At 71.8% G+C, this 26,892-nt stretch carries 30 protein-coding genes; 11 read left to right on the top strand and 19 right to left on the bottom strand.

Annotation, left to right across the window (positions count from 1 at the left end; translation table 11 throughout):
- The first annotated feature begins 8 nt into the window (after positions 1-8).
- Positions 9-1,127: a ferritin-like domain-containing protein gene (locus ACWEJ6_RS11130; RefSeq protein WP_387664255.1), complete on the top strand. Its 1,119-nt coding sequence runs from the start codon at positions 9-11 to the stop codon at positions 1,125-1,127.
- 29 nt (positions 1,128-1,156) lie between these two features.
- Here ACWEJ6_RS11130 and ACWEJ6_RS11125 read toward each other — a convergent pair whose 3' ends face one another.
- Positions 1,157-1,636, bottom strand: coding sequence for a nucleoside deaminase (locus tag ACWEJ6_RS11125; RefSeq protein WP_364328201.1), 480 nt, complete (start codon positions 1,634-1,636; stop codon positions 1,157-1,159).
- Between the two features lie 220 nt (positions 1,637-1,856).
- Between ACWEJ6_RS11125 and ACWEJ6_RS11120 the strand changes: the two genes are divergently transcribed.
- Positions 1,857-3,638, top strand: a complete 1,782-nt coding sequence (locus ACWEJ6_RS11120) for an ABC transporter ATP-binding protein (RefSeq protein WP_452423023.1) — start codon at positions 1,857-1,859, stop codon at positions 3,636-3,638.
- Positions 3,635-5,467 carry an ABC transporter ATP-binding protein gene (locus ACWEJ6_RS11115; RefSeq protein ID WP_452423021.1) on the top strand — a complete coding sequence of 611 codons (1,833 nt, stop codon included), beginning with the start codon at positions 3,635-3,637 and terminating at the stop codon, positions 5,465-5,467. The genes ACWEJ6_RS11120 and ACWEJ6_RS11115 overlap by 4 nt, the downstream gene beginning before the upstream one ends.
- 43 nt (positions 5,468-5,510) lie before the next feature.
- On the opposite strand, the gene ACWEJ6_RS11110 is transcribed toward ACWEJ6_RS11115, so the two are convergent.
- The 6 genes from ACWEJ6_RS11110 to ACWEJ6_RS11085 all read right to left on the bottom strand — a co-directional run bounded on the left by ACWEJ6_RS11110 (position 5,511) and on the right by ACWEJ6_RS11085 (position 8,801).
- Positions 5,511-5,951, bottom strand: coding sequence for a hypothetical protein (locus tag ACWEJ6_RS11110; RefSeq protein ID WP_397163732.1), 441 nt, complete (start codon positions 5,949-5,951; stop codon positions 5,511-5,513).
- A 166-nt stretch (positions 5,952-6,117) separates the two neighbouring features.
- Complete coding sequence (locus ACWEJ6_RS11105) at positions 6,118-6,423, bottom strand: hypothetical protein (protein WP_358284985.1); 306 nt, start codon at positions 6,421-6,423, stop codon at positions 6,118-6,120.
- Between the two features lie 59 nt (positions 6,424-6,482).
- Complete coding sequence (locus tag ACWEJ6_RS11100; RefSeq protein ID WP_357964720.1) at positions 6,483-6,812, bottom strand: DUF202 domain-containing protein; 330 nt, start codon at positions 6,810-6,812, stop codon at positions 6,483-6,485.
- The gene (locus tag ACWEJ6_RS11095; RefSeq protein ID WP_452423018.1) at positions 6,813-7,139 is read right to left on the bottom strand and encodes a YidH family protein; all 327 of its coding nucleotides are present in this window, start codon (positions 7,137-7,139) and stop codon (positions 6,813-6,815) included. It abuts the gene before it with no gap.
- A 47-nt stretch (positions 7,140-7,186) separates the two neighbouring features.
- Positions 7,187-7,573: a hypothetical protein gene (locus tag ACWEJ6_RS11090; RefSeq protein ID WP_352324105.1), complete on the bottom strand. Its 387-nt coding sequence runs from the start codon at positions 7,571-7,573 to the stop codon at positions 7,187-7,189.
- Between the two features lie 43 nt (positions 7,574-7,616).
- Positions 7,617-8,801, bottom strand: a complete 1,185-nt coding sequence (locus ACWEJ6_RS11085) for an aminotransferase class I/II-fold pyridoxal phosphate-dependent enzyme (protein WP_452423016.1) — start codon at positions 8,799-8,801, stop codon at positions 7,617-7,619.
- Between the two features lie 173 nt (positions 8,802-8,974).
- On the opposite strand from ACWEJ6_RS11085, the gene ACWEJ6_RS11080 reads away from it, so the two are divergent.
- On the top strand, positions 8,975-9,232 hold the full coding sequence (locus tag ACWEJ6_RS11080; protein ID WP_358284978.1) for a ubiquitin carboxyl-terminal hydrolase 14: 258 nt from the start codon (positions 8,975-8,977) through the stop codon (positions 9,230-9,232).
- A gap of 37 nt (positions 9,233-9,269) precedes the next feature.
- On the opposite strand, the gene ACWEJ6_RS11075 is transcribed toward ACWEJ6_RS11080, so the two are convergent.
- Positions 9,270-10,874, bottom strand: coding sequence for a Na+/H+ antiporter (locus ACWEJ6_RS11075; protein WP_358284976.1), 1,605 nt, complete (start codon positions 10,872-10,874; stop codon positions 9,270-9,272).
- A 63-nt stretch (positions 10,875-10,937) separates the two neighbouring features.
- Positions 10,938-11,969, bottom strand: coding sequence for a hypothetical protein (locus tag ACWEJ6_RS11070; protein WP_452423013.1), 1,032 nt, complete (start codon positions 11,967-11,969; stop codon positions 10,938-10,940).
- Between the two features lie 392 nt (positions 11,970-12,361).
- Here ACWEJ6_RS11070 and ACWEJ6_RS11065 point away from each other — a divergent pair, with 392 nt between their 5' ends.
- Positions 12,362-14,335: an ATP-dependent DNA helicase gene (locus ACWEJ6_RS11065; protein WP_387664243.1), complete on the top strand. Its 1,974-nt coding sequence runs from the start codon at positions 12,362-12,364 to the stop codon at positions 14,333-14,335.
- A 298-nt stretch (positions 14,336-14,633) separates the two neighbouring features.
- Here the strand turns inward: ACWEJ6_RS11065 and ACWEJ6_RS11060 are convergent, their stop codons facing one another.
- The 6 genes from ACWEJ6_RS11060 to ACWEJ6_RS11035 are packed head-to-tail and all read right to left on the bottom strand — an operon-like array spanning position 14,634 to position 19,225.
- Positions 14,634-15,386 (bottom strand): SGNH/GDSL hydrolase family protein, encoded by a 753-nt coding sequence (locus ACWEJ6_RS11060; RefSeq protein WP_358284970.1) that lies wholly within the window; start codon positions 15,384-15,386, stop codon positions 14,634-14,636.
- Positions 15,383-15,817 carry a type II 3-dehydroquinate dehydratase gene (gene aroQ, locus ACWEJ6_RS11055; RefSeq protein WP_352363963.1) on the bottom strand — a complete coding sequence of 145 codons (435 nt, stop codon included), beginning with the start codon at positions 15,815-15,817 and terminating at the stop codon, positions 15,383-15,385. The genes ACWEJ6_RS11060 and aroQ overlap by 4 nt, the downstream gene beginning before the upstream one ends.
- Complete coding sequence (gene aroB / locus ACWEJ6_RS11050) at positions 15,814-16,884, bottom strand: 3-dehydroquinate synthase (RefSeq protein WP_452423011.1); 1,071 nt, start codon at positions 16,882-16,884, stop codon at positions 15,814-15,816. Before aroB ends, aroQ begins: the two co-directional genes overlap by 4 nt.
- Positions 16,881-17,381: a shikimate kinase gene (locus ACWEJ6_RS11045; protein WP_358284966.1), complete on the bottom strand. Its 501-nt coding sequence runs from the start codon at positions 17,379-17,381 to the stop codon at positions 16,881-16,883. Before ACWEJ6_RS11045 ends, aroB begins: the two co-directional genes overlap by 4 nt.
- A gap of 37 nt (positions 17,382-17,418) precedes the next feature.
- Positions 17,419-18,600 carry a chorismate synthase gene (gene aroC / locus ACWEJ6_RS11040; RefSeq protein ID WP_452423008.1) on the bottom strand — a complete coding sequence of 394 codons (1,182 nt, stop codon included), beginning with the start codon at positions 18,598-18,600 and terminating at the stop codon, positions 17,419-17,421.
- 43 nt (positions 18,601-18,643) lie between these two features.
- Positions 18,644-19,225: a prepilin peptidase gene (locus tag ACWEJ6_RS11035; protein ID WP_358284962.1), complete on the bottom strand. Its 582-nt coding sequence runs from the start codon at positions 19,223-19,225 to the stop codon at positions 18,644-18,646.
- A 266-nt stretch (positions 19,226-19,491) separates the two neighbouring features.
- Here ACWEJ6_RS11035 and ACWEJ6_RS11030 point away from each other — a divergent pair, with 266 nt between their 5' ends.
- The gene (locus ACWEJ6_RS11030) at positions 19,492-19,875 is read left to right on the top strand and encodes a hypothetical protein (protein WP_352363953.1); all 384 of its coding nucleotides are present in this window, start codon (positions 19,492-19,494) and stop codon (positions 19,873-19,875) included.
- Between the two features lie 23 nt (positions 19,876-19,898).
- Positions 19,899-20,279, top strand: a complete 381-nt coding sequence (locus ACWEJ6_RS11025) for a hypothetical protein (protein WP_358284960.1) — start codon at positions 19,899-19,901, stop codon at positions 20,277-20,279.
- Positions 20,280-20,435: 156 nt separating this feature from the next.
- Here the strand turns inward: ACWEJ6_RS11025 and ACWEJ6_RS11020 are convergent, their stop codons facing one another.
- Entirely contained in the window at positions 20,436-20,972 is a 537-nt protein-coding gene (locus ACWEJ6_RS11020; RefSeq protein ID WP_387664235.1) for an SseB family protein, read from the bottom strand.
- A 165-nt stretch (positions 20,973-21,137) separates the two neighbouring features.
- Here ACWEJ6_RS11020 and ACWEJ6_RS11015 point away from each other — a divergent pair, with 165 nt between their 5' ends.
- Positions 21,138-21,755: a nucleotidyltransferase family protein gene (locus ACWEJ6_RS11015; RefSeq protein ID WP_452423004.1), complete on the top strand. Its 618-nt coding sequence runs from the start codon at positions 21,138-21,140 to the stop codon at positions 21,753-21,755.
- Positions 21,756-21,778: 23 nt separating this feature from the next.
- On the opposite strand, the gene ACWEJ6_RS11010 is transcribed toward ACWEJ6_RS11015, so the two are convergent.
- Positions 21,779-22,870 (bottom strand): barbiturase, encoded by a 1,092-nt coding sequence (locus ACWEJ6_RS11010; protein WP_358284954.1) that lies wholly within the window; start codon positions 22,868-22,870, stop codon positions 21,779-21,781.
- A gap of 180 nt (positions 22,871-23,050) precedes the next feature.
- Between ACWEJ6_RS11010 and ACWEJ6_RS11005 the strand changes: the two genes are divergently transcribed.
- The 3 genes from ACWEJ6_RS11005 to ACWEJ6_RS10995 all read left to right on the top strand — a co-directional run bounded on the left by ACWEJ6_RS11005 (position 23,051) and on the right by ACWEJ6_RS10995 (position 25,579).
- The gene (locus ACWEJ6_RS11005) at positions 23,051-23,719 is read left to right on the top strand and encodes an alpha/beta fold hydrolase (protein WP_452423002.1); all 669 of its coding nucleotides are present in this window, start codon (positions 23,051-23,053) and stop codon (positions 23,717-23,719) included.
- A gap of 59 nt (positions 23,720-23,778) precedes the next feature.
- Positions 23,779-24,459, top strand: a complete 681-nt coding sequence (locus ACWEJ6_RS11000; RefSeq protein ID WP_387664227.1) for a TMEM175 family protein — start codon at positions 23,779-23,781, stop codon at positions 24,457-24,459.
- Between the two features lie 88 nt (positions 24,460-24,547).
- Positions 24,548-25,579: an FUSC family protein gene (locus ACWEJ6_RS10995; protein ID WP_358284948.1), complete on the top strand. Its 1,032-nt coding sequence runs from the start codon at positions 24,548-24,550 to the stop codon at positions 25,577-25,579.
- A 164-nt stretch (positions 25,580-25,743) separates the two neighbouring features.
- Here ACWEJ6_RS10995 and ACWEJ6_RS10990 read toward each other — a convergent pair whose 3' ends face one another.
- Both ACWEJ6_RS10990 and ACWEJ6_RS10985 read right to left on the bottom strand, forming a co-directional pair.
- Positions 25,744-26,280, bottom strand: coding sequence for a carboxymuconolactone decarboxylase family protein (locus ACWEJ6_RS10990; RefSeq protein WP_387664225.1), 537 nt, complete (start codon positions 26,278-26,280; stop codon positions 25,744-25,746).
- Positions 26,277-26,828: a peroxiredoxin gene (locus ACWEJ6_RS10985; protein ID WP_357964755.1), complete on the bottom strand. Its 552-nt coding sequence runs from the start codon at positions 26,826-26,828 to the stop codon at positions 26,277-26,279. The genes ACWEJ6_RS10990 and ACWEJ6_RS10985 overlap by 4 nt, the downstream gene beginning before the upstream one ends.
- Positions 26,829-26,892 lie beyond the last annotated feature (64 nt).

Here is a 26,892-nt window from a genome sequence, read left to right as displayed (position 1 = left end):
GGTCCCCCATGTCGACGCACGATCTCTACACCCTCCCCGCCGAGCTCTCCACCTGGGACGTCGGCATGGCCGGCGCCAGCCGGTTCACCTGGGAGTACGACGAGGGCCGCGACCGCATGCTGGCCTTGTACCAGAAGGGCAAGGACAAGCAGTGGGACTCGGCCAAGCGCATCGACTGGGACCTGGAGGTGGACCCGTACAATGTGCTGGGGATCCCCGACAACACGATCGCCATCCACGACACCCCGCTGTGGCACCGGCTCGGCCCCCAGCAGCGCCAGGACGTGCGGCTGCACGGCGCGGCCTGGCAGTTCTCCCAGTTCCTGCACGGCGAGCAGGGCGCGATGATCTGCTCGGCCCGGATCGTGGAGTCGGTGCCCGACCTGGACTCCAAGTTCTACGCCGCCACCCAGACCATGGACGAGGCCCGCCACGCCGAGACCTACGCCCGCTTCCTCCAGGAGAAGGTGGGCCTGGCGTACCCGATCAACGAGCACCTCAAGGCGCTGCTGGAGAGCACGCTCAGCGACTCCCGCTGGGACATGCCCTACCTCGGCATGCAGGTGCTCATCGAGGGCCTGGCCCTGGCCGCGTTCGGCGTCATGCGCGACATCACCACCAAGCCGCTGCCCAAGCAGATCCTCGCCTACGTGATGCAGGACGAGGCCCGGCACGTCGCCTTCGGCCGGATGGCGCTGCGCGACTACTACAAGAACCTGTCGGAGTCCGAGCTGCGCGAGCGCGAGGACTTCGTCATCGAGGGCTGCTACCTCATGCGCGACCGGCTGCGCGGCGCGGAGTCCTGGGAGCACCTGGGCCTGTCCAGGGCCGAGACCGACGAGGTCATGCGGGCCACCGACCAGTCGGAGTACCTGCGGCTGTTCCGCTCGCTGCTGTTCAGCCGGATCGTGCCGTGCGTCAAGGACATCGGGCTGTGGAGCCCGCGGCTGCAGCAGGCGTACGCCGACATGGGCGTGCTGGAGATGGCCGGCCAGTCGCTCGACGCCCTCATGAAGCAGGACGAGGACATCGCCGACAAGCTGGACGCCGCCCGCTTCGCCGCCGAGGAGGCCGAGCGGCACGCCGAGGTCGCCGACACGATCGCCCTCGGCACGTCCACCCCCTGACCGGCCCGCCCGCCCGCCGGGCGGCGTCCTCAGCGTCCGCCGTGGAAGCGGCGGTGCAGTTCGCGCACCTGCCCGGCCAGCTCCGGGACGGGCCCGTCCACCGGGACGCCCGGCGCGACCGCGTTGACCGGCAGCGTGCTCACCGGCGGCGCCGGCACGCCCAGCTCCGCCAGCCAGCCGCCGAGCTGCTCCGACGACGCCACGTAGACGATGCGCCCGAGGCCCACCCAGGCGTGGGCCGCCGCGCACATCGGGCAGTGCTCGCCGGAGGTGTAGACGGTGGCCGCCGCCCGCTCCTGCGGGGTCAGGTTGGCCGCCGCCCACCGCGCCAGCTCGAACTCCGGATGCCGGGTGCGGTCGCCCCCGGCCACCCGGTTGTGGTCCTCGGCCAGCACGGCGCCGTCCGCGGCGACCAGCACGGACCCGAAGGGCTCGTCGCCCGACTCCAGCGCCTCGGTGGCCAGCTCGACACAGCGCCGCAGGTACGGCAGTTCACTCTCGTCGATCATCGTGACTTCCCGTCCGGTGAGAATGGTGAGCGGAAAGGACAGCTCCGCCTTAGCCCGGGCCGCGCCCGAGCCGCAGGTGGCAGTGTGCCCGGCCGTCCGGACGACGGCGGGCGCGGGGTCGCCGGACGCGCCGTGAGGGTCTCGTTTCTGCCCGTAACCTGCAGAAACCCCCACATTTACCGCAAAAAATGGGTTGATCCCACGTATTAATCTGGATGGGATGCCTCCCGATACTGACACACCTCGCCGTCCCCTGCTCTCCTCCAACTCCCTGTGGCGGATGAAGTCCTACCTCCGCCCGTACGCCGCCAGACTGGTGCTCATCTGGCTGGCCGCGATCCTCAGCATCGCCGCGAGCATCGCGCTCCCCCTGATCAGTGAGAAGGTCATCGACGGTCCCGTGACCCTGGGCGACTCCGACGGGCTGCTCCCGCTCGGTCTCATCGCCCTGGGCGTGGGCGTCGTGGAGGCCGGGCTGATCTTCCTGCGGCGCTGGACCCAGGTCAAACCCGTCCTCGGGCTGGAGACCGCGATCCGCGACGACCTCTACGAGCACCTGCAGCGCCTGCCGATGGGCTTCCACGGCGACTGGCAGTCGGGCCAGCTGCTGTCGCGGGCCACGACGGACCTGTCCACGATCCGCCGCTTCCTCGGCTTCGGCATGCTCTTCCTGGTGATGAACATCCTCCAGCTCATCACGGTGACCGTGCTCCTGCTGAACAAGTACTGGCCGCTCGGGCTGCTGGTGCTGGCCTCGGCCGTGCCGATCGTGTGGACGTCCCTGCGGTTCGAGAAGCGGTACATCAAGATCTCCCGCCAGGTCCAGGACGAGCAGGGCGACCTCGCCACGCTCGTCGAGGAGTCGGCCATCGGCATCCGTACGATCAAGGCGTTCGGCCGCCGCCACCACGTCTACGACCGCTACGACGAGGCGGCCCGCAAGGTGTACGGCAGCTCGGTGGACAAGGCCACCCTGTCGGCCCGGTTCTTCGCCTTCCTCGAAGTGATCCCCAACGTCACCCTCGCCCTGGTGCTGCTGCTCGGCGCGCTCGCGGTGGGCTCCGGCTCGATGACGCTGGGCACGCTGGTCGCCTTCACCACCCTGATGCTCCAGCTCGTCTGGCCGATCGCCAGCCTCGGCTACATCCTGGCCATGGCCCAGGAGGCGATGACCTCCGCCGACCGGGTCATGGAGGTCATGGACACCGTCCCGGCGATCGAGAGCGGCAGCCGCACGATCGAGCTGCCCCGGGGCCACCTGCGCTTCGAGGGCGTCGGGTTCGCCTTCCCCGGCGCGGACGAGCCGGTGCTGCGCGACGTCTGGCTGGACGTGCACCCCGGCGAGACGGTCGCGATCGTGGGCGCGACCGGCGCGGGCAAGACCACGCTGACCGCGCTGGTGCCCCGGCTGCTCGACGCCACCACGGGCCGCGTGACCATCGACGGCGAGGACGTGCGCGACCTCGACCTGACCACGCTGCGCTCGCTGGTGGCCACCGCGTTCGAGGAGCCGACGCTGTTCTCGATGAGCGTGCGCGAGAACCTCATGCTCGGCCGGCTCGACGCCACCGAGGAGGAACTGGCCGCCGCGATCGCCACCGCCCAGGCCGGTTTCGTGTACGACCTGCCCTGGGGCCTCGACACCCGCATCGGCGAGCAGGGCCTGTCCCTGTCGGGCGGCCAGCGGCAGCGGCTCGCCCTGGCGCGGGCGGTGCTGAGCAGGCCGCGGGTGCTCGTCCTCGACGACACCCTGTCGGCGCTCGACGTGGAGACCGAGGCGCTGGTGGAGGAGGCGCTGCGGCACGTCCTGCGCGAGGCGACCGGCATCGTGGTCGCCCACCGCGCCTCGACCGTGCTGCTGGCCGACAAGGTGGCGCTGCTGCGCGACGGCACCATCACCCACGTCGGCCGCCACCACGAGCTGCTGGCCGACGTGCCCGAGTACCGCGAGCTGCTGGCCCAGGACGCCGACTTCGACCCCTCGGAAGGAGCCCTGCGATGACCACCGCCCCCGTCTCCTCCTGGCGCGGCGTCGCCTCCGAGGAGCAGGACGAACTGCCGGAGAAGGTGTCGGTGCTGCTGCGGGAGCGCTCCCGCCGGCTGCTCGGCGACCTGCTGCGTCCCTACCGCAAGGCCATCGCGCTGCTCACCGCGATCATCGTCGTCTCGAACGCCGCGGCGCTGGCGATCCCGTACCTGGTCAAGGTGGGGATCGACGACGGCATCCCGCCGATGACCCGCGGATCGGGGCCGTCGATCCTGCTGATCGTGGTCGGCGTGATCCTGGTCGCGGCCGTCACGCAGGCGCTCACCCGGCAGGCGTTCCTGCGCCTGTCGGGGAAGGTCGGCCAGAGCGTGCTGCTGGAGCTGCGCAGGCGGGTGTTCGACCACTTCCAGCGGCTGTCGCTGAGCTTCCACGAGAAGTACACCTCGGGCCGGGTCATCTCCCGGCTGACCTCCGACATCGAGGCCATCTCCGAGCTGCTCCAGTCGGGCTTCGACGGGCTGGTCAAGGCGGTGCTGACGATGTTCGGCACGGCCGCGCTGCTGCTCGTCCTCGACGTGCACCTCGGCCTGGTGGCGCTGGTCCCGCTGCCGCTGCTGCTGCTGTTCACGCGGTGGTTCCGGCGGCAGTCGGTGATCGTCTACCGGCGCACGCGGGAGACGGTCGCCCTGGTGATCGTGCACTTCGTGGAGTCGATGACCGGCATCCGCGCGGTGCAGGCGTTCCGCAGGGAGCCGCGCAACCAGGAGATCTTCGCCCAGCTCAACGACGACTACCGGGACGCCAACGCGCGCAGCATGGTCCTGGGCGCGGAGTTCATGTTCGGCATCAAGCTGATCGGCAACCTGACCGTGGGCGGGGTGCTGCTCTACGGCGGCTACCTGGCGATCCAGGGCGAGGTCACGGTCGGCGTGCTGGCCGCGTTCCTGCTGTACCTGCGGCAGTTCTACGAGCCGATGCAGGAGCTCAGCCAGTTCTACAACACGCTGCAGTCGGCGGGCGCGGCCCTGGAGAAGCTGTCGGGCGTGCTGGAGGAGGAGCCGGGCGTGCCGGAGCCGCGCCGGCCCGAGCCGCTGCCCCAGCAGGCCCGCGGCATGGTCCGCTTCGAGGACGTGCGCTTCGCCTACGTCGAGGAGATGCCGATCCTGCCCGGCCTCGACCTGACGATCCCCGGCGGGCAGAGCGTGGCGCTGGTCGGCGCGACCGGCGCAGGCAAGACGACGCTGGCCAAGCTGATCTCCCGCTTCTACGACCCGACCGCGGGCCGCGTGCTGCTCGACGGGGTCGATCTGCGCGACCTGGACGAGACGACGCTGCGCCAGGCCGTCGTCATGGTGACGCAGGAGAACTTCCTGTTCAGCGGCACGGTGGCGGACAACATCAGGTTCGGCCGGCCGGACGCCACCGACCGGCAGGTCCGCGAGGCGGCCAAGGCGATCGGCGCGCACGAGTTCGTCGCCGGGCTGCCCGACGGCTACGACACCGAGGTCGGCAAGCGCGGCGGGCGCATGTCGGCGGGCCAGCGGCAGCTCATCGCGTTCGCCAGGGCGTTCCTCGCCGACCCCGCGGTGCTCATCCTCGACGAGGCCACCTCCAGCCTCGACGTGCCGAGCGAGCGGCTGGTGCAGCGGGCGCTGCGCACGATCCTCGCCGACCGCACCGCGCTGATCATCGCCCACCGGCTCTCGACCGTGGAGATCGCCGACCGGGTGCTGGTGATGGAGGCCGGCCAGGTCGTCGAGGACGGGCCGCCCGACCGGCTCATCGCCGCCTCGGGCCGCTTCGCCGGGCTGCACCGGGCCTGGCTGGAGAGCCTGAGCCAGTGACCACGACGCCGTCGGCCCACCGCGCAAGCGGCGGGCCGGCGCGCTAGTGGTGGACGGGCGCGGCGGCCACGAGGCCGCGGTACAGCTCGTACCCGACGAACAGGGCCACGGGCACCCCGATCGCGACGAGCAGCCGACCGGCCAGCGGCGCCCCCGCCAGGGGCGCCTTCGGCTCCTCCAGCGCCGGACCCGACACGGCGCCGAGCTCGGGCACGAGTTGGGGCCGCACCTCGGGATCCGGCCGCAGCTCGGGGTGCCTGGCCAGGTAGCCGTTCGGGAACGACGTCACGTGGTAGGCGCCGCATCCCGGGCAGCACGTGCCCGACGAGGGAGGTTGCACGGCAACGCCGGAGCTGAGCCAGATCTCGACCTGATTGCCGTGGTCGTCGGCGAAATGCCGGACGACGAATTCCTCCTCCCAGACGCGCAGACAGCGCAGGCACTCGAAGGGCCAGGTCTCGCGGGTCTCGAACCCGTCGCGCACGAGGATCACCCCCGGCTGGGGATTCAGTGGTCTAGACCTGAGTCTGCGCCTGGCCCCGCGCCTGCGCAAGACGCACCTTATGACACTTCAAGCTACGAAACGCTTACCAAGTGTCATGGTTTAGCGCCGTTTTTCGGCACTTGCCCGCCCGCCGTCGCGTCTCCCGTCAGTACGGACGTCGCGGCGGAACCGGGCTGAGCAGCGGCGTCGCGTCCGGCACGACGGGCTCGTCCGACCGGAACAGCTCCGGATGCCGGGCGAGATAGCCGGCCGGGAACGTGGTGGTCTGCTGACAGCCGCAATGCGGGCAGATCACTCCGTACGACGGCGGCGGCACCACGAGCCCGTCCCTGAGCCAGATCTCGGCGGCGTTCCCGTGCTCGTCGTCGACGTGCCGGACGAGGTAGTCCTCTTCCCAGACGTGCCAGCAACCGCGGCACTCGAAGGGCAGGGTCCTGCGTTCTTCCTCCACTGAGGTCACCCCCTCACTACGAGTGTCCGCCTCCCCTCCGGAACATCGCAAGCCGGGGGTCACCGGACCGTGAGCACGAAGGTGACCGCGCCGAGCACGACGCTGAGGGTGCCGAGCCAGGCGAACAGCGCGTCGAGGCCCGCGTCGATGGGCCGTCCGCCGTGCAGGGCCTCCTGGACCCGGCGGAAGCGCACCCCCGTCCTGATCAGCAGGACCGCGCCGCACAGCGCGGCCAGCGCGAACCCGGCGACGGCCACGGCGGGCAGGCCGTGGCGCACCGCGAGCCCGGCCGCGCCGAGCCCGCCCGTGGCCAGCGCCACGGCGGTGCGGACCCAGGCGAGCCGGGTGCGCTCGCTCTGCAGGCCCTCGTCCCAGATCTCCTGTGACATCTACACCGACAGGATGATGAGCACGAGGGCGACGACGGCCACGGTGGCGACGCCGTACCCGAAGACCGCCGCGAGGGCGGGCGGCGGGAGCGGCGCCTGGTTGCGCAGGGCGCGCTGGATGTTGCGCCAGCGCGGATAGGCCATGCCCGCGGCCAGCGCGGACAACGACACCAGCATGACGGCCAGCACCGTGCGGACCCACGGGACGAACACGTCGGAGGGCACCGCCGCCATGGCCACCCCGCCCGCGCTGAGCGCCAGCGCCGTACTCAGCCACGTGAGGAAGGTGCGTTCGTTGGCCAAGGTGAAACGCGGGTCGGACTCCATGCCTTATATGGTAATTCGTCCCCTTTTCCCCTAGAGAAGACGGGATTTCAGCTGCACGCCTTGGCGACCTGCTGGGCGTAGTCGACCGCCTCGCTGCCCACCTTCTGGGCCGCGTCGACGGCGTCGTTCACGTTCTGGACGTCGATCCCGCCCAAAGTCTTGGCAAGGTCTTCGCTGGCCTGCTTGAGCGTGGTGTTGGCGGCCTTGTCGGCCACGTCGTTGAGCTTGCCCGCGGCGTCGTCGAGCGCCTTCTCCATGGCCTTGGGGTCGTCGGTGAGGTCCTTGACCTTGGCGGCCAGGTCGGTGACGATCTTCGGCGCCTCCAGGCACGCCTGGGCCTTGTCGATCGTGTCGTTGACCTCGCCGCACCCGGCGGCCAGGACGCAGACGGCGAAGAGCGCCAGGGGCACGAACCGGCTCTTGATGAGTCGCATACCTCGACCTTACCCAGCGCCCCGCGCCCGCGGCGGCGCGCGATCAGTGAAGAAGCCCCGTTCGACGGCCGGCGGTGGCGAAGGCGGCCGCGATCCGGTCGAGCTGGGCGTCGGTGTGGGTGGCGGTGAGGCTGACCCGGATGAGCGCCTGCCCCGGCGGCACCCCGGGCGAGATCATGGCCGTGGTGAACACCCCTTCGTCGAACAGCTCCCGCCACAACCGGAAGCAGCGCAGGTCCTCCCCCACCGGCACGGCGATGACCGGACGGTCCGACGGCACGACGGCGTACCCCAGCCCGGCCAGCTCGCCGCTCAGCCGCCCGGCCGCGGTCCGCAACCGGCGCCGCCGCTCGGGCTCGGCGACGACGATCTCCAGGGCGGCCAGCGCGGCGGCGGCGCAGGCCGGTGACAGCGCGGCGGTGAACACCATGGACCGCGCGTGGTGGCGCAGGTAGAGGATGATCTCCTCCGGCCCGGCGACCGCGCCGCCGATCGTGCCGAACGACTTGGAGAAGGTGATGGTCTGCACGTCCACCGCCTCCTCCAGGCCGTGCGCCTCGGCGGCGCCGCGACCGGCGTCCCCGAGCAGGCCGGCGTCGTGCGCGCTGTCCATCACGACGCGGGCTCCGTACGCGCGGGCGAGCTTGGCGATGCCCGGCAGGTCGCACACGTTGCCTGAGGTGGAGAACATGCCCTCGGTCACGATCATCCGGCCGGCGTCCGGGTCGCCCGCGGCCAGCAGCCGTTCCAGGTGGTCCATGTCGTTGTGCCGGTAGCGACGTAAGCGCGCCCCGCCCAGGCGTACGGCGTCGATGAGGCACGCGTGCACCAGCCGGTCGCCGATCACCACGTCGCCGGGCCCCAGCAGTGCGCCCAGCGCGAGGTTGGCCAGGTAGCCGGCGCTGGTCACCATGACCGCCGGACGCCCGAGGAACTCCGCGAGCCGCGCCTCCAGCTCCTCGTGCAGCGCGAGGGAGCCGTTCGTCAGCCGCGAACCGCCGCTGCCCGCCCCGAGCCGCCGGATCGCCGCGACGGCGGCCTCCTTGACGCGGGGATCCCCCGAGAGCCCGAGATAGTCGTTGGACCCGGCCTGCACCAGCACCCGCCCGCCGACCACCACCTCCCCGTCGCCCGGCCGCTCCTGGATCGGGTGGTAGTACGGATAGACGCCCAGCTCCTTGACCGGCTGGTACCCGGGCAGACGACACTTCGCGAACATATCGGCCATGCCTTCTCACTCCCCTGAGCGCGGACCCCCTGAGAAGAGTCTGATCGACCACCCCGCCGGCCGCGCGGAGCTCCCTTCGCCGAAGGCCCGGCACGCACGGCCTTCTCGCAGGTCAGGGCCCGGACAGGAGGTCTGCGCGGAAGCATCGGCGGCCGGGTCCTAGGATCGGATCCATGGCAATGTGCGAGCATCTTTCCCAGGCCGACGACCCGGCGGCGAAGACCCCAGAGGGCTGCGAGGAGTGCCTGGCCAGCGGCAGCCGATGGGTGCACCTGCGGCGCTGCCTGGAGTGCGGCCACATCGGCTGCTGCGACTCCTCGCCCAACAAGCACGCGACCAAGCACTTCCACGCGACCACGCACCCGGTGATCCAGTCGTTCGAACCGGGCGAGAGCTGGCGCTGGTGCTTCGTGGACAACCAGATGGGCTGATCCGGCCGGCGCCCTGCGCGGGCGGCGCCCGTCGGGGTCAGCGTTCGAGGATGGCCTCCTCGAAGTCGAGCTGGGCCATCACCTCGCGCAGCACCTCGTCGTCGAGGCGGCGCTCGTCGCGCAGGCGGACGAACACCTCGCGCTCGGCCGTGAGCATGTCACGGCGCAGCCGCCGGTAGATGCTGCTGGGGGTCTCGGCGCCGCCCTGCGCGGTGCCGCCGCCCAGGCGTTCCCACGCGGTCAGCGACCGCCGCCACGACTTCTCCCTGAGCTGGTCGATGACCTGCTTCTTGATCTCGTCGGGCTCGCCCTCCTGCTCGACCAGCCGTTCGAGCTCGGCCAGGCCCGCCTCCAGCGCGGCCTGCTGGGCGGCCGCCTCGGCCAGCGTGTCCTCGTAGCGCTCCTGCTCGCTCGACACGCGCAGCTTCCTGATCAGCGCGGGGAACGTCATGCCCTGGATCAGCAGGGTGCCGATCACCGTGGTGAACGTCAGGAACAGCAGCATGGCCCGGTCGCGGGCCGGGATCTCCGGCGGGATGGAGAACGCCGCCGCGAGCGACACCACGCCCCGCATGCCGGCCCAGCCCAGGATCACCGTCTGCTGCGGGCTGGGCGCCGGGCCCCGCCGGACGAGCTTGACCAGCGGAGTGAAGGCGAACACCCACACGAACCTGGACACGATCGTCACCGCGAGCACCGCCAGCGCGTAGCCGGCGACCTGCCAGGGGCCGTAGCCGGTGATGCCCTTGATCACGGTCACGAGCTGCAGCCCGATGAGCGCGAAGACGATCGACTCCAGGAAGAAGTCGGTGACCTTCCACACCGCGTCGGACACCAGCCGGGTGCCGAACCCCCGCTGGTGCATGCGGTTGCCCAGGTAGAGGCCGACGACCACGACGGAGATCACGCCCGAGGCGTGCACCGGCTCGGGCCCGAGCCCGGAGACGTGCACGGACTCGGCCGCGAGATAGGCCGCGAACGGGATCAGCAGCATCAGCGTGTTCTCGACCAGCGAGTCGCGGGTGTGCTGGAACACCCAGGCGAACACGAACGCCAGCGCCAGCCCGATCGCCACCCCGCCGAGCGCCGCGAACAGGAACTGCGCCACGCCCTGGAACAGGTCGATGCTGCCGCCCACGGCCGCCCCGATGGCCACCCGGTAGGCCGTCAGCGCCGTGGCGTCGTTGAACAGGCTCTCGCCGATGAGGATCGTCAGCGACTTGCGCGGCAGCCCGAGCCGCCGGCCCACGGCGACGGCCGCCACGGCGTCGGGCGGCGCGATGATCGCGCCGAGCGCGAAGGCTGCGGCCAGCGGGAGCTGCGGCAGCAGCAGGTGGACGACCAGCCCCACCACGGCCGTGGTGAACAGCACCAGGCCGATCGACAGCAGCGCCACGGCCCGCTTGACGTCACGCAGGCGCAGGTAGGAGCTGTCGAGCGCGGCCGAGTAGAGCAGCGGCGGCAGGAACACGAACAGCACCAGCTCGGGCTGCAACGGCACCGCCGGGACCAGCGGCGAGACCAGCAGGCCGGCCGCGACCAGCAACAACGGAGCCGGCCAGCCCCGCCGCCGCGCCACCGCCGCGACCGCGACCGCGCCACCGGCCATCAGCAGCAGTTGCAGGCCCATGGTCGGGTTCAACGACGTTCCTCCAGCTCGCCCGGGTGGATGCCGAGAGCGTACCCGGCGGGCGGGAGGAGGTCGTCACCACTCCCGGCGGTCGCGCCCGTCCCCGTAGTCCTGCTGCTGGTCGGGGCGCAGGCGTTCGCCGGTCGAGAACAGGGGGTCCGTCACGTACGGACGGCCCATGTTCGGGTCGGACGGCTGCGGCGGGTACTCCTGACGGCCGAGCGCCAGCAGCGGGTCCACCGGGTTGGGCTGCGCGGGCTGCTGGTAGCCCTGGTAGGTGTCGGCCGCGCGGTAGGAGTCCTGGGCGGGCGCGGGGTTGTGCCTGCGGCCCGCGCCGGGGATGCCGTGCATGGGCGTGCCGAGCCCGGCCGTGCTCTGCGGCTGTGCCGGAGGCTGCTGGGGCTGGGGCTGGGACGGCGGCTGCTGGTAGGAGCCGTACGGGTCGGGAGAGTACTGCTGGGCCGGCGGGTAGGGGTCGGCGGCCTGCGACGGGAAGCCGAGCGGGTCGGTGCTCAGCGGCGCCGGTCGGCGCTGGTCGGCGGGCAGCTGGTAGACGGGCTCGCTGCTCTCGACGTACTGGGGGCCGGTGAAGGGGTCGCCGGTGTACTGGGGGCCGCTCAGCGGGTCGCCCGTGTACTGCGGGCCGCTGAAGGCGTCACCCGTGTACTGCGGGCCGCTCAGCGGATCGCCGGTGTACTGCGGGCCGCTGAACGGGTCACCGGTGTACTGGGGGCCGCTGTGCGGGTCGCCGGGGTACTGGGCGGCGGGCTGCTCGACGTACTGGGGGCCGGTGAAGGGGCTGCGCTCGCCGTACGACGGCGTCTCCCGGGGGCCGGTGGTCTCGCTGTAGGAGGCCACCAGTTTGTCCTGCGGCGCGGGGCCGCGCGCGACCAGCACGTCGTTGGGCGACAGCGACGCTGTGGGCCGCTCGTCGAGCGCGGGCGGCGGAGGCTGCTGGGCGTGCTGAGGCGGCCGGTGGTACGTGCCGGTGCCCGGCATCACCTCGGTGCCCGGATCGGCCGCGGGCACCGCGGGCTGCTCGCCCGTGGCCTCGGCGTAGCCGTCGTCGAGCGTGTCGAGCAGCCTGCCGACGTCCTCCATCGGCATGCGGAAGCTCGCTGTGCACATCTCCCCTCGCCACAGGCTGAGGACCAGTGTGCCCTCATGCCACGTGACCCGGAGGCACCGCTCCTGACCTCGTGCATCGAAGAAGACTTCGCCGAACGACGGCAACGGGACAACTTCCGACATGGCAGACATACTGCTTTAACCAGCCTTTATTCGTCCACTCAACCCCGGAAAACCCTACCTAACCGCTCTCACCATCGAGACCGTGAACCCCATCGATCACACCAGCAAGATCTTCCTGACCAGTTGGAGTTCCGCTCGACAGTGTGCCACGCGAGTCCCGCGGGCAGCCCGGGAACGCCGGGATGCGCATGACCGGACACAGGGCGTCCCGGCGCGTCGGCCCGGGATTGCGGGTACCGTTGACGACCGTGCCGGACTCCCATCTCCCGTCAGTGGACGAACTGCTCAGCATCGCGGTCGGCGCTCTCGGAGGGAGCGAACGGCAGGGCCAGGTCACCATGGTCAAGGCCGTCCAGAAGGCCATCGACGACGAGGAGCACCTGGCCGTCCAGGCGGGCACGGGCACCGGCAAGTCGCTGGCGTACCTGGTGCCCTCGATCCGGCACGCCATGGACAGCGACACCCCCGTCGTCATCTCCACGGCCACCATCGCGCTGCAGCGCCAGCTCGTCGACCGCGACCTGCCCCGGCTGGCCGAGGCGCTGGGCAAGGAGCTGCCGCACGAGCCGACGTTCGCCATACTCAAGGGCCGGCGCAACTACCTGTGCCGCTACAAGGCGACGGCGGGCTGGCCCGAGGAGGACGAGCAGGACCAGCTCTTCGATCCGCGTGAGGTGAGCGCGACCGGCCGCATGGTCCAGCGCATCCAGGAGTGGGCCGACGAGACCGAGACGGGCGACCGCGACGAGCTGGTGCCCGGCGTGAGCGAGCAGGCCTGGCGGCAGTTCTCGGTGAGCGCGCAGGAGTGCCTGGGCGCCACCCGCTGCCCGAGCGGCCCCGAGTGCTTCGCCGAGCTGGCCAGGGCGCGCGCCGGCGAGGTCGACGTCGTGGTGACCAACCACGCGCTGCTGGCCATCGACGCCATGGGCGACCTGCCGGTGCTGCCCGAGCACGAGGTCGTGGTCGTCGACGAGGCCCACGAGCTGGTCGACCGGGTGACCTCGGTGGTCACCAGCGAGCTGTCGGAGGCGTCGGTGATGCTGGCCGTGCGCCGCGTCGGCCGGCTGATCGAGCAACCGCTCGCCGACCAGCTCATGGAGGCGGGCGAAGACCTCAAGGCGCTGCTGGCCGCCGCCCCGCCCGGCCGCATCGACGAGCTGCCGCAGGTGCTCGGCCTCACCTTGCAGCTCATCCGCGACACGGCCTGGCGCTGCATCACCGCCATGGGCCCGCGCAACGCCGACAAGGACGACCCCGACAAGGCCGGCCAGCGCAAGGCCGCCTTCACCGCGCTCGACGAGGTGCACGACACCGCCGTCCGCATGCTCGACGCCTACGGCCACGCCTCCGAGGCCGACCGCGCCGAGGTGGTCTGGCTCGACGGCGCCACCGACCGCCGTCCGCCCATGTTGCGGGTCGCGCCGCTGAGCGTGAGCGGCATGCTGCGCGACCGGCTGTTCGGCGAGCGCACGGTGGTGCTCACCTCCGCCACGCTCGCCCTCGGCGGCACGTTCGACGGGCTGGCCGCGCAGTGGGGGCTGGGCGACAGCAAGCGCTGGCAGGGCATCGACGTCGGCTCGCCGTTCGACCACCCGCGCGCCGGCATCCTCTACGTCGCCAAGCACCTCCCCCAGCCGGGCCGCGACGGGCTGCCGCAGCAGTATCTCGACGAGATCACCGAGCTCATCGAGGCGGCCGGCGGGCGCACGCTGGGGCTGTTCTCCTCGATGCGCGCCGCCAAGGCCGCCACGGAGGCGCTGCGCGACCGGCTCGACGTGCCGCTGCTGTGCCAGGGCGACGACTCGACCATGCTGCTGGTCAAGCAGTTCGCCGAGGACGAGCCGACCTGCCTGTTCGGCACGTTGTCGCTGTGGCAGGGGGTCGACGTCCCCGGGCCGTCGCTGCGGCTGGTCATCATCGACCGGGTGCCGTTCCCGCGTCCCGACGATCCGCTCACCTCGGCCCGTCAGCGGCACGTCGCGGCGCGCGGCGGCAACGGGTTCATGGCGGTGGCGGCCAACCACGCGGCCCTGCTGCTGGCCCAGGGCACCGGCCGGTTGCTGCGCGCGCAGGACGACAAGGGCGTCATCGCGGTCCTCGACCCGCGCCTGGCCACGGCCCGGTACAGCGGTTTCCTGCTGGGGTCGTTGCCGCCGTTCTGGCGCACCACCGACCCGGCCGTCCCCCGTGCCGCGCTCAAGCGCCTGTCCACCGAGTCCTGACCCGCTGATCTTCAGGGACTGACTTCGGGCAACGGCCCTTTCCTTACGGCTTCTTTCCTTACGGCTTCTTTCCTTACGGCTTCTTTCCTTACGGCTTCTTTCCTTACGGCTTCTTTCCTTACGGCTTCGCCGGGTCAGGCCACCCGCCGTACGGGGCCGGTGGCCTTCCAGGAAACGCCCGCTGACCCTTCACCGGCGGGCCGCCGTCACGCGAGCCCGCCCTACCCCACTCCGTGGCCCCGCAAGCCCGCGACGGAACCCTGAGCGGGCCTGATCCGGGGCGGTTCTGCGGGAGCGGCTAGAACGGGGTGAGGTCGGGGCGCTTGGGGGTGAGGCCGTCGCCGGAGGAGGTGCCGCGCAGCCGGCGGGACATCCACGGCACCAGGTGCTCGCGGATCCACTGGGCGTCCTCGCGGCGCCGCGCCCGCGGGTCGACCAGCCGCTCCGGCCAATCCTTGCGCCAGTCGTCGAACGGCACCCCGAGCACGTCGAGCACGCGGGCCGCCACCAGCCGGTGGCCGTCCTCGTTCATGTGCAGGCGGTCGGTGCTCCAGGCCCGCCAGTCGCGCAGCCCCTGCATCGACCACTGGTCTACCAGCCGGCAGCCGTAGAGGTCGGCGATGGAACGGATGTGCAGGTAGAAGATGGCGAAACGGCCGCGCAGCCGCCGCATCAGCGGCGTGTCGCGCGGATCGACCCCGGTGAACAGCAGCACGTCCGCGCCTCCGGCCCGCAGGTCGCGCACCGCGCGGGCCAGGCGCTTGGCCATCACGTCGGGGTCGCTGCCCGGCCGCAGCAGGTCGTTGCCGCCCGCGCAGAAGCTGACCAGGTCGGGGCCCATCTCGATGGCCCGCGGCACCTGCTCGGTGACGATCTGGTCGAGCAGCTTGCCGCGGACGGCCAGGTTCGCGTAGCGGAACGCCGGGTCGTCGGCGGCGAGCCGTTCGGCCACCCGGTCGGCCCAGCCGCGGTAGTGCCCGTCGGGGCCTGGATCGTTCAGTCCTTCGGTGAAACTGTCCCCGAGTGCGACGAAGGACTTGTATTGCCTCATGAGCTGCTGTTCATCTCCGCGATAGCGTGTAGCGCCAGGACGTAGGACTGTAGTCCGAATCCGGCGATCGTGCCCGTCGCCACCCCGGCGACGACCGAGGTGTGGCGAAACTCTTCCCTCGCCGCGGGGTTGCTGATGTGCACCTCGACGAGCGGGGCGGTGCGCTGGGCGATGGCGTCGCGCACGGCGTAGGAGTAGTGGGTGAAGGCGGCCGGGTTGAGCACGACGGGAATGCGGCCGTCGGCGGCCTCGTGCAGCCAGCCGATCAGCTCGGCCTCGTCGTCGGTCTGGCGCACCTCGACCTGCTCGCCGAGCTTGCGGCCGGTCTCGCGGCACAGCTCGGCGAGGTCCTCCAGCGTCTCGGCCCCGTAGACGTCGGGCTCGCGGGTGCCGAGCCGGCTCAGGTTGGGGCCGTTGAGCACGAGGATCATCGCGCGATCTCCTTGTAGGCGGCTTCGAGCAGCTCTTCGGCGGGGTCTTCGAGCCGCCCGGGCCTGGCCAGGTCGTCGAGGACGACGAAGCGCTGCTTGGCGCCCCGGTTCTTCTTGTCCAGCCGCATGTGGTCGCGCAGCCGCGGCCAGGCGCCGGCGTGGTAGGAGACCGGCAGGCCCACGGAGGTGAGGATCGCGCGGGTGCGGGCGGTCAGGTCGGCGCGGCCGGACAGCCGGGACAGCTCGGCGGCGTAGACCATGCCGATGGCGACCGCCTCGCCGTGGCGGATCGTGTAGTGCTCGTCGCGCTCGATGGCGTGGGCGAGCGTGTGTCCGTAGTTGAGGATCTCGCGCAGGCCCTGCTCGCGCAGGTCGGCGCCCACGACGTGGGCCTTGACGCGGATCTTGCGCTCGATCAGCTCGCGGGTGTGGGGGCCGTCGGGCCTGGTGGCCCCCTCGGGGTCGGACTCGACCAGCGCGAGGATCTGCGGGTCGGCGATGAAGCCGCCCTTGATGATCTCGGCGAGCCCCGCCACGTAGTCGGCCTTCGGCATGCCGGGCAGCACGGCCAGGTCGCAGAGCACCCCGGCGGGCGGCAGGAACGTGCCCACCAGGTTCTTGCCCTCGGGGGTGTCGATGCCGTTCTTGCCGCCGACGGCGGCGTCGACCATGGCCAGCAGCGTCGTCGGCACGAGCACGACCTGCACGCCGCGCAGCCAGGTGCCGGCCACGAAGCCGGCCAGGTCGGTCGTCGCGCCGCCGCCCACGCCCACGACGGCGTCGGAGCGGGTCAGGCCGTGGCGGCCGAGCGCGGACCACAGGCCGGCGGCCACCTCGGGCGTCTTGCACGCCTCGCCGTCGGGGACGGGCAGGTCGGCCACCTCGTAACCGGCCTCGGCCAGCGCCGTGAGGACCGGGCGGGACAGCTCGGGCAGGCCCTGCGGGCGGACGACGGCGACCGTGCGCACGCCCGGCCGGAACAGGTCCGGCAGCTCGGCCTGCACGCCGCTGCCCACCACGACGTCGTACGGGCTGTCGCCGGATACGGGGATCCGCGTCGCGGTCATGCCGGCAGGCCCTCCAGGATCTCGTCGGCGAGCTCGCCGGGGTCGCGCTTGTCGGTGGCGAGCGTGACCACGGCCAGCCGCTCGTAGACCGGCCGCCGCTCCTCCATCAGCTTCTTGAGCTGGCTGCGCGGGTTGAGCACCAGCAGCGGCCTGGCCGAGCCGAGCCCGACCCGCTGGACCGCGTCGGCCAGGCCCACCTGCAGGTAGACCACGTGGTGGCCGGCGAGCAGGGCCTGGGTGTCCTCGTTGAGCACGGCGCCGCCGCCGAGCGACAGCACGCCGTCGTGCTCGGCCAGCGCGCGGCGCACGGCCTGGTGTTCCAGCTCGCGGAAGCGGGCCTCGCCGTCCTCGACGAAGATGTCGGAGACCGGCTTGCCGGCCACGGCCTCGACGTCGGCGTCGGTGTCGCGGAAGGCGACGCCGAGCCGCTCGGCCAGCAGCTGCCCGATCGTGGTCTTGCCGGATCCGGGCGGGCCGATGAGCACGGCTCTGGTCACTGGTCGCTCACCCCTTCTCGTTCGCTCCGCGCGGTCGTCACTTGATCACCATCGAGGAGAGGTAGCCGGACAGGTTGCGGGCGACCTCCTCCACCGAGTCGCCGCCGAACTTCTCCAGGGCCGCGTCGGCCAGCACCAGCGCGACCATGGCCTCGGCCACGATGCCCGCGGCCGGGACGGCGCACACGTCGGAGCGCTCGTGGTGGGCCTTGGCCGCCTCGCCGGTCCTGACGTCGATCGTGGCCAGGGCCCTCGGCACGGTGGAGATGGGCTTCATGGCGGCGCTGACCCGCAGGACCTCGCCGTTGGTCATGCCGCCCTCGACGCCGCCCGCGCGGTTGGTGACGCGCTTGACGCCGTTCTCGGCGGTGTACTCGATCTCGTCGTGGGCGCGCGAGCCGGGCCGGCGGGCGGTCTCGAAGCCGTCGCCGACCGCGACGCCCTTGATCGCCTGGATGCCCATGAGGGCCGCGGCGAGCCGGGAGTCGAGCCTGCGGTCCCAGTGGGTGTAGCTGCCCAGGCCGGGCGGCAGGCCGTAGGCCAGCACCTCCACGACGCCGCCGAGCGTGTCGCCCTCTTTGTGCGCCTGGTCGATCACGGCGACCATGGCGGCGCTGCCCTCGGGGTCGGAGCAGCGGACCGGGTCTTCGTCGATCCTGGCCAGGTCGCCGGGGCCGGGCAGCACCTCGGTCGGGGTCTGCGCGCCGCCGATGGAGGTGACGTGGCTGACGATGTCGACGCCGAGCGCCTGCTTCAGGAAGCGCCTGGCGACCTCGCCGAGCGCGACGCGGGCCGCGGTCTCGCGGGCGCTGGCCCGGTCGAGCACCTGACGGGCGTCGTCGAAGCCGTACTTCTGCATGCCGGCCAGGTCGGCGTGGCCGGGGCGGGGGCGGGACCGCGGCGCGTTGCGGGCCAGGCCCTCCAGCTCGGCCGGGTCGACCGGGTCGGCCGACATGACCTTCTCCCACTTGGGCCACTCGGTGTTGCCCACGCGGACGGCGACCGGGCTGCCCATGGTGCGGCCGTGGCGCACGCCGCCGACGATCGTCACCTGGTCCTGCTCGAACTTCATCCGCGCGCCGCGGCCGTAGCCGAGCCTGCGGCGGCGCAGGGCCTCGTCGATCGCGGCCGTGGTCACCTCGACCCCGGCGGGCAGTCCTTCGAGGATGGCAACGAGTTCGGGGCCGTGGGACTCTCCGGCCGTCAACCAGCGCAACATGACTCCAAGTCTTCCACGTGCGGCCGGGTGGGATGTCCGTCGTTCACCAGCCGAGACAGAGCGCCACGAAAGCACCGAGCAGCATGAACGGCCCGAAGGGGAACTGGGTGTGCCGGTCGCCCCGCCCGGTGAGCAGCAGCGCGACCGCGTACAGCGCGCCGAGCACCTGCCCGGCGAAAGCGGCGGCCACCCACGTCTGCCAGCTCATCGCCGCCGCCGCCATGCCGATGAGCCCGGCCAGCTTGACGTCGCCGAGGCCCATCGCGGCCGGCCTGGCGAACCACAACAGGCCGTAGACGGCCGCCAGCGCCGCCGCGCCGAGCAGCGCGCGCGGCAGCTCCCCGGTGGGGAGCAGGGTCAGTGCGATGATCGGGTACGCGGGCAGCGTGATCGCGTCGGGCAGCAGGGTGGTACGCCAGTCGATGACCGCCAGCGCCGTGCCGGCCAGCGCGAGACCCGTGTACGGCGGCCCGGCGAGCCAGGCGGTCAGCGCCGTCACGGCGGCGGTCAGCAGTTCCACGCCCGGCGGCCAGGGTGGCGGGGACGCGAGGTCGTCGTAGGCGTCGGCCAGCGCCCTGACCTGGTGTCCGGCGACCAGACCGAGCAGCGCCATCAGTGCGACCACGAGCAGACCCTAATGCGGCGGCCCGGCGGCCGTCCCGGGATCGCGGCGGGCGGCCCGGGTATGGCGTGCGCCAAGAGCGAACCCGCGTCCCGGCGGGCCCTCACGCCCCGGACGGAGGGCCGCGACGCACGCCGGCGGTCATGGGTTCGGGGGCGATCCCCCAAGGAACTTTGATCGTCCGGGACGGGGTGGCACGCGGCTCCGGGGGTGGTCAGGAACCTACTTTCTGTCGTGGCCCCCCGGAAGAGTGACCGAGAGGAAGACCCATGTTCCGTGGCATCTTGGCCGGCGGCCTCGCGCTGAGCGCCGCAAGCCTCATCATGACCGGCCCCGCCGCGTACGCCGACCTGCAGGCCCCTTACGCGCGGGCCGCGGCGATCGTCGACGCGGACGGCGAGCTGAACAACGGCAAGAACATCCTCAAGACGTGGCGGGCCTCCACCGGCCGCTACTGCGTGATGGTCGACAGGCACGTCACCACGTCCGCCGCGGTGATCCAGATCACCCCGCGGGCGCCCCGCCGCCTGCCGTTCATCGCCTACCGGAACTCGTCGGCGACCTGCCACGAGTCCAACACGATCACCGTCGGCGTCTACGACACCAGCACCGGCCGGCTCGCCGACGGCGGCTTCGACCTGACCATCTCCTGACCGAGAACCGAGGGAGCACCCATATGAACATCATCCGGCGCGCCGCCGGCGTCGCGCTCGTCGCGGCGGCCGTCCTGACGCCCGCGGCGGCGTACGCGGACACGCCCTACGCCCAGGCCTCGGCCACCGTCAGGGCGGACGGCGTGGTGACCGCCAGCAAGAACGTCGAGGAGGTCAGGCGCATGTTCCGCGGGACGTACTGCGTGATCCTCAGCGACGACGTCGACTACGACGGCGACCTGGCGATCCACGTGACGCCGACGGGCCGGTCCAGCTACCCGCGCTCGCTGTCGGTGCAGCGCGGGGCGGCGATCTGCGGCGGCCACTACCGGGCGGTCGCGGTCTACAGCCAGCTCGCCGACGGCGTGGCGGCCGACACCGGGTTCTACCTGACCGTCTCCTGAGGACGTCCGCTCCTGAGGACGTCCGCTCCTGAGGACGTCCGCTCCTGAGGACGTCCGGCGAGCGCCCCCGGCCGGTGACGACACCGGCCGGGGGCGTCGGCTTGTCCGGCTCGCGGAAGAAGCGGTGTTCAGCCGTATCTGCGGGAGGAGCGGTGTTCAGCTGTTCCGGCGGGAGAACCAGCGGCGGCGGGGCGGGGCGGGCTCCATCCTGGCGACGGTGACGCCGCCGAGCTGGTCGACGGTGCCGGACTCGACCGCGGCCAGCGCCTTCAGCACCTCGCCCTCGATCACGAACTGCACCGGCCCGGCCACGTCGACCACGACCGCGGCGGCCTCCTCGTGCACGGCCGCCCGGCAGACCTGGAGCGTGCCGGTCTGGATGGGGCGGGCGTCCTTGCGCCATCTGGTCAGCGCGTCGGTGCCGGTGAAGGCGAGCACCGCGTGCCTGCCGTCCTGGCCGACGAGCTTGGGCAGCGCCATCTCGCTCTCCTTCTCCTGGCGCAGCCCGTGCTCACCGACCTCGGACTCGGTCAGCAGGGCGACCACCGGCACCAGCAGCCGCGCGCCGCTCAGGGCGGCCAGCACGTCGGCGGGGCCGCACGCGCCCGACTCGTAGGCGGCCAGGGCGGCGGCCACGGCGGGGGCGGCGCTGCCGTCGTCGTCGGGGTCGAGTGGCTGTGGGATGGTCGGCACAACGAACGAGACTACCCGCGAGCGCCACCGCCCCCGTTCCTGGAGGCGCCCTGGAGGCGCTCCCGCGATGCTCGTCAGCGTTCCTGGGATGCTCGTCGGTGTTCTGTCCGGGTTCCGGCGGCGTTCCCGCGGCGTTCTGTCGGGGTGGGCTGCTAGACAGGTGTGGTGCGGATCTCTCGGCTCCCCCTCGACGAGCAGACTGCGGCCGTGCGGGCCGTGCTGGAGACCGACCCGGTGCTGGTGCGGGTGCTCGGCGGAGCTCGCACGCTCGGCCTGCCCGGCTGGTGGCTGGCGGCGGGCTCGGTCGTCCAGGCGATCTGGAACCACGTGACCGGACGTCCGGCGGGCTACGGCGTCAAAGACTACGACCTGATCTATCACGATCCGTCCGACCTGTCGTGGGAAGCGGAGGACCGCGCGATCAGGGCCGGGCGGGAGCTGTTCGGCGACGTGCCGGTGGAGATCCGCAACGAGGCCCGCGTCCATCTGTGGTACGAGCGCCGCTTCGGCGTGCCGTGCCCGCCCTACGACAGCTCCGAGGCCGCGATCGACTCCTTCCCCAGCACCACGAGCGCGATCGGCGTCCGGCTCACCGCGTCGGGGGCGTGGCGGGTCTACGCCCCCTACGGCGTGGCCGACGCCTTCAACCTCGTGCTGCGTCCCAACCCCCGGCAGGCGCCGCGCGAGGTCTACGAGGCCAAGGCGGCGCGCTGCGCCGAAGCCTGGCCCGAGCTGACCGTGCTGCCCTGGTGCGAGCCAGGGCCTGCCGGTCAGCCGGGCTGACCGGCCGGCCGAGGCCCAGCCGGTCAGCCGAGGTCGGCGATGGCCGCGACCGGTCCGCCGCCCGACGGCCCCTGGTGCACGGCGGCCACCGAGACGAACACCGCGGGGTCGCCGGTGACCGAGGCCGCCACCCCGCCGACGGCCGCCTTGATCTGCCGGTGCCAGTGCACGTCGGAGTCGTCCAGCATGATGTTGCGCCGCCCGCGCACCCGCCCCGACGGGTCGGCCTCGCACTTCATGAACACGTTGACCAGCCGCCCGCCGAGGTCGGCAGGGTGGGGACGGTCCGGCAGCGGCAGCCCGGAGTCCCTGATGGCCGCCCAGATGCCGTCGGCGTCGAGCGCGTCCTGCATCACGCTGTGCCCGATGCGGTAGCGCCCGCCGATGCCGCGCACGTTCCCCACCAGCACGATCTGCGCCCGGTCCAGCTCCACCCCCGACGAGCACGAGGCCACCGACGAGTACAGCGACAGGTCCTTGTGGATCTGGTCGGCCCGCGGCATGTCGATCTCGCCGAGCGCGACGGCGATGCCCAGCGCGGTGGTGGAGTTGGACAGGTCCATCGACGGGCCGGTCTCCTCGATGGCGGTGTCCTGGCCGCGGCTCCTGGCCTCGGTGATGGTGGCCAGGGTGAGCAGCGGCGTCTTGGTCTGCACGTAGTGCACGTCGCGCGGGTCGTCGATGCCGGCGATCTTCATGGCCTCCCGCACCCCGGCGGCCACCTTCTCCACCATCGCCGGACGGCCGATGTCCTCGGGCAGGATCACCTCGCTCATCGCCACGCCCACCGACAGGCGCGGCTCGTCGCTCATCGGCGCGTCCGCCGTGGTGGCGAAGACGGTGGCGTGCGGGCTGAGGACGCCGTCGGTGCCGCCCGACCACACCAGCGGCACGCTCTCCGGGGACGGGTGGCCGTGCTCGGCCAGGACCTCGCGGAAGGCCCGGTCTGCCAGGATGCGCGTGTAGTCGTTGACGCCGCCGTTGCCCTCGGTCTTGCCGATCACCGCGAGCACCCGGCGCGCCTCGATCACCCCGTCCTCGATGAGCCGGGACAGTCCGGAGGCGTCGGTCACGCTCTCGATCGGCACCTTGCGCACTTCAATCGGGTCCGGCATGCGTTGCCCCTTCTCCAGTACCGGCTTCCCCACCGTCGCGACGCTAGCCGAGCGGCCCGGCGGGGTTCATGGGCAATGTCTGCCCATGAACGGCCGCGGCGATGTCAAGGTGCGCTGGCCGGTCAAGCTCTCGGCGGAACCTCGAAGCGCACAAAAGGAGCGAAGGTAGTGTTCCCGGATGTGATTCGCGAAGCCCACGTCAACGGCATCAAGCTCGTCTACCGCGAGGAGGGCGACCCCGCCGCTCCGCCGCTGGTCCTCCTCCACGGCAGGACCGCGAACCACAACGACTGGAACGGCATCACCCAGCACTTCGCCGCCCGTCACCACGTCCTCGCCCCCGACCTGCGCGGCCACGGGGCCAGCGACCGTCCGGGCGAGTACGCGGTGAGCACGATGGCCGAGGACGTCGTGGCGCTCCTCGACCATCTGGGCCTCGACCGCGTCCGGCTGGTCGGGCACTCGCTCGGCGGCATGGTCTCCTACCACGTGGCCATGCGCCACCCCGAGCGGGTCGAGCGGCTGGTGCTGGAGGACGTCACGGCGCCGTTCCCGGTCGAAGGACGGCAGCCGCTCGTGGAGGACGACTCCACCGGCTTCGACTGGCGGATGATGCACCAGACCGAGCCGTACATCGTCGATCCCGACCCGGCGCTGGCCGCCGAGCTGGGGAAGATCACGGCACCCACGCTGGTGCTGTCCGGCGGACGGCTGAGCCCGTTCGACGCCCCCGGGCTGGCCCGCCTGATCCCCGGCGCCGAGCTGGTCACGATCGAGGCCGGGCACCTCGTCCACGTCACCGAACGGGCCGCCTTCCTGGCCGCGGTGGACGCCTTCCTGGCCAGGTGAGCCCAGGCAGGCCATGACCTCTATGCTGGTCGTCCCCCCACGATTCACGGAGACCCGCTGTGTCCAGCCCCCCACCGGCCCCCCGTCCCGGCATGACCCCGGAGCGGGTCGGGATGTTCAGCGACGCGGTCTTCGCGATCGCGATCACGCTGCTCGTCCTGGAGATCCCCCGCCCGGCGGAGGACGACTTCCGTGACCTCGCGGGCTTCCTGAGCCATCACCAGGGCTCCTTCGCGGCGTTCGCGCTGGCCTTCCTCATGTTGTGGTTCAGCTGGCGGGCCCACCACACGCTCTTCGACCAGCTCCACCGGGTCTCCCAGCCGGTCCTGCTGCTGCACGTGCCGCTGCTGCTGTGCTCGGCGTTCCTGCCGTACACGATGAACCTGTGGAGCGAGATGTCGGCGGCCGACATCGACGTGCAGGCGTCCAAGGGCCTGGCGCTGGCGCTGTTCGCGGGGACCGAGGCGCTCCTGATGTTCTGCCAGGGCGCGCTGTTCACGCTGGCCCTGTCGCAGGGGCTGCTCAACGCCCACGCGAGCAGGCGGCGCATGGCCACCTCGGCCTGGGTGTACTGGGGCTGCGGGGTGTTGTGGGCGGTCAGCGCGGTCCTGGCGTTCGGCGTCGGCGAGGACTCCACGTTCCTGTGGATGGCCACGCCGGTCGTGGTCGCGATCATCGTGCTCGTCCGCAGGCGGCTCGCCCCCGGCGCGGTTCAGCCGGATGTCACGGGGCAAACGTGACCTCAATGTCACAAAGATCCGCCAAGGTGAAAAGGTGCGAACGAGGCTCAGCGATCACGTAAGGGAACGACTGGGCACGTTCGGTCTCATGGCGCCCTCGATCGTGCAGTGCGCGGTGGGCGCGGCGCTGGCCTGGATCGTCGCCGTCGACCTGCTCGGGCACGCCCGGCCGTTCTTCGCGCCGATCTCCGTGCTGATCTGCGTCGGCGTGGGGCTCGGCCAGCGGCTGCGGCGCGTCGCCGAGCTGGTGGTCGGCGTGAGCCTCGGCGTCGGCGTCGGCGACCTGCTGGTGTCCTGGATCGGCTCGGGTCCCTGGCAGCTCGCGCTGGTCGTCGGGCTGGCCATGGCCGTCGCGCTGCTGCTCAACGGCGGGGCGCTGTTCGTCGCGCAGGCGGGCTCGTCGGCGGTGCTGGTGGCCACGCTGCTGCCGGGCGAGAACGCCGGCGGCCTCGACCGCATGGCCGACGCCCTCACCGGGGGCGTCATCGGCGTCGCGGCGGTCGCGCTGATGCCCGCCAGCCCGTTCACGATCGCGGCCAAACACCTGTCGGGGGTGCTGGACGCGCTGTCCACCGTCCTGGAGCAGGCGGCGGAGGCGATCGAGAAGCGGGACGTCGACCTGGCCGCCGAGGCGCTGGAGGAGGCGCGGACGACGCAGGCCGCCGTCGAGGAGTTCGCGATGGCGCTGGAGACCAGCAAGGAGATCACCATGATCTCGCCGCTGCACTGGCATCGCCGGGCCGCCCTGGCCCGGTACGAGACCGCCGCCGTCCCCGTCGACCTGGCCCTGCGCAACGCCCGGGTGATGGTCCGCCGCACGCTGGCCGCGTTGGGCGAGGCGAGCCCGCCGCCCACGGCGCTGGCCGAGGCGATGCGGGAGGTCTCGGAGGCGGCGCTGCTACTGCAGCTGGAGCTGGCCGCCGGACGCGATCCCCTGCTGGCGCGGCAGGCGCTGCTCGCGGTGGCCGGCCGGGAACGGCCCGAGCGGCTGGGCTTTTCGGCGCACGTCATCATCGCGCAGCTGCGGTCGATCGCGGTGGACCTGTTGCAGGCCACGGGCCTGGAGCACGAGCAGGCCAGCCAGGCGCTCACCCCGCTCGACGAACCCCAGAGCAGCTAGCACCCCGCACACGCCGAAGGCGGGCACCCGTACGGGCGCCCGCCTTCACGGTCCTGCGGTTACGCGGTTCGCGCTTGCGCGGTTCCGCAGGGCGCTTTCACGCTTTCGCGGTTCCGCGGTTCCGCGGTTCCGCGGTTCCGCGGTTCCGCGGTTCCGCAGGGAGGTCAGACCGTCTGGAGCGCGGCCTCGGCCTCCAGGGTGGCGGCGGTGGCGTTGATCACGGCGGCCACCCGCAGCGCCTCCTGGACCTGCTCACGCGGCAGCCCCGCGCCCCGCAGCACCTGCTCGTGCGACTCCAGGCAGCGGCCGCAGCCGTTGATCGCGGAGACCGCCAGGCACCACAGCTCGAAGTCCGTCTTGTCCACGCCCGGGTTGCCGATCACGGTCATCCGGAGCCTGGCCGGCAGCGTCGCGTACGTCTCGTCGCCGATCAGGTGGGTGGCGCGGTAGTAGACGTTGTTCATCGCCATGATCGACGCGGCCGCCTTGGCGGCGGTGAACGCCTCGGCCGACAGGTGGTCGGCGGCGTCCTGCGAGAGTTCGGCGATGACCCGCGCCGACCTGGTGGCCAGGGCGCACGCCAGGACGGTGCCCCAGAGCTGCTGGTCGGTCAGCGACGAGGTGGTCGTGACCGAGCCCAGGTTGAGCCTGGTGTCCTTGGCGTAGTCGGGCAGGAGCGACTTCAGGGTGTCGACGCTCACTGGGCCAGCAGCTTCTGGGCGTCGAGGCCGGCCTCGCCCTTGTTCCAGTTGCACGGGCACAGCTCGTCGGACTGCAGGGCGTCGAGGACCCGCAGGACCTCCTTGACGTTGCGGCCCACGGAACCGGCGGTCACCATCGAGAACTGGATCTCGTTGTTCTGGTCGACGATGAACGTGGCGCGCTGGGCGACGCCGTCCTGGCCGAGCACGCCGCAGGCCTGCGACAGCTCGCGCTTGATGTCGCTCAGCATCGGGAAGGGCAGGTCGCGCAGGTCCTCGTGGTTCTTGCGCCAGGCGTGGTGCACGAACTCGGAGTCGATCGAGACGCCGAGCACCTGGGCGTCACGGTCGGCGAACTCGCCGTTGAGACGGCCGAACTCGGCGATCTCGGTCGGGCAGACGAACGTGAAGTCCTTCGGCCAGAAGAACACCACGCGCCACTTGCCCTCGTAGGTCTTGTGGTTGATCTCAGCGAACGCCTTGTCGGGGTCGAGGTCGACACAGGCCGTGAGTTCGTACTCGGGGAAGCGGTCACCGACGGTGAGCAAGTTCCTACTCCTTCGGAGGAAGTGCGGGTCAGGGCACCTACGTTGCCGCACCTAGCATTGATTC

This window comes from Nonomuraea sp. NPDC004702, assembly GCF_053601695.1.
This window is presented reverse-complemented; position numbering and strand designations above follow the sequence as displayed.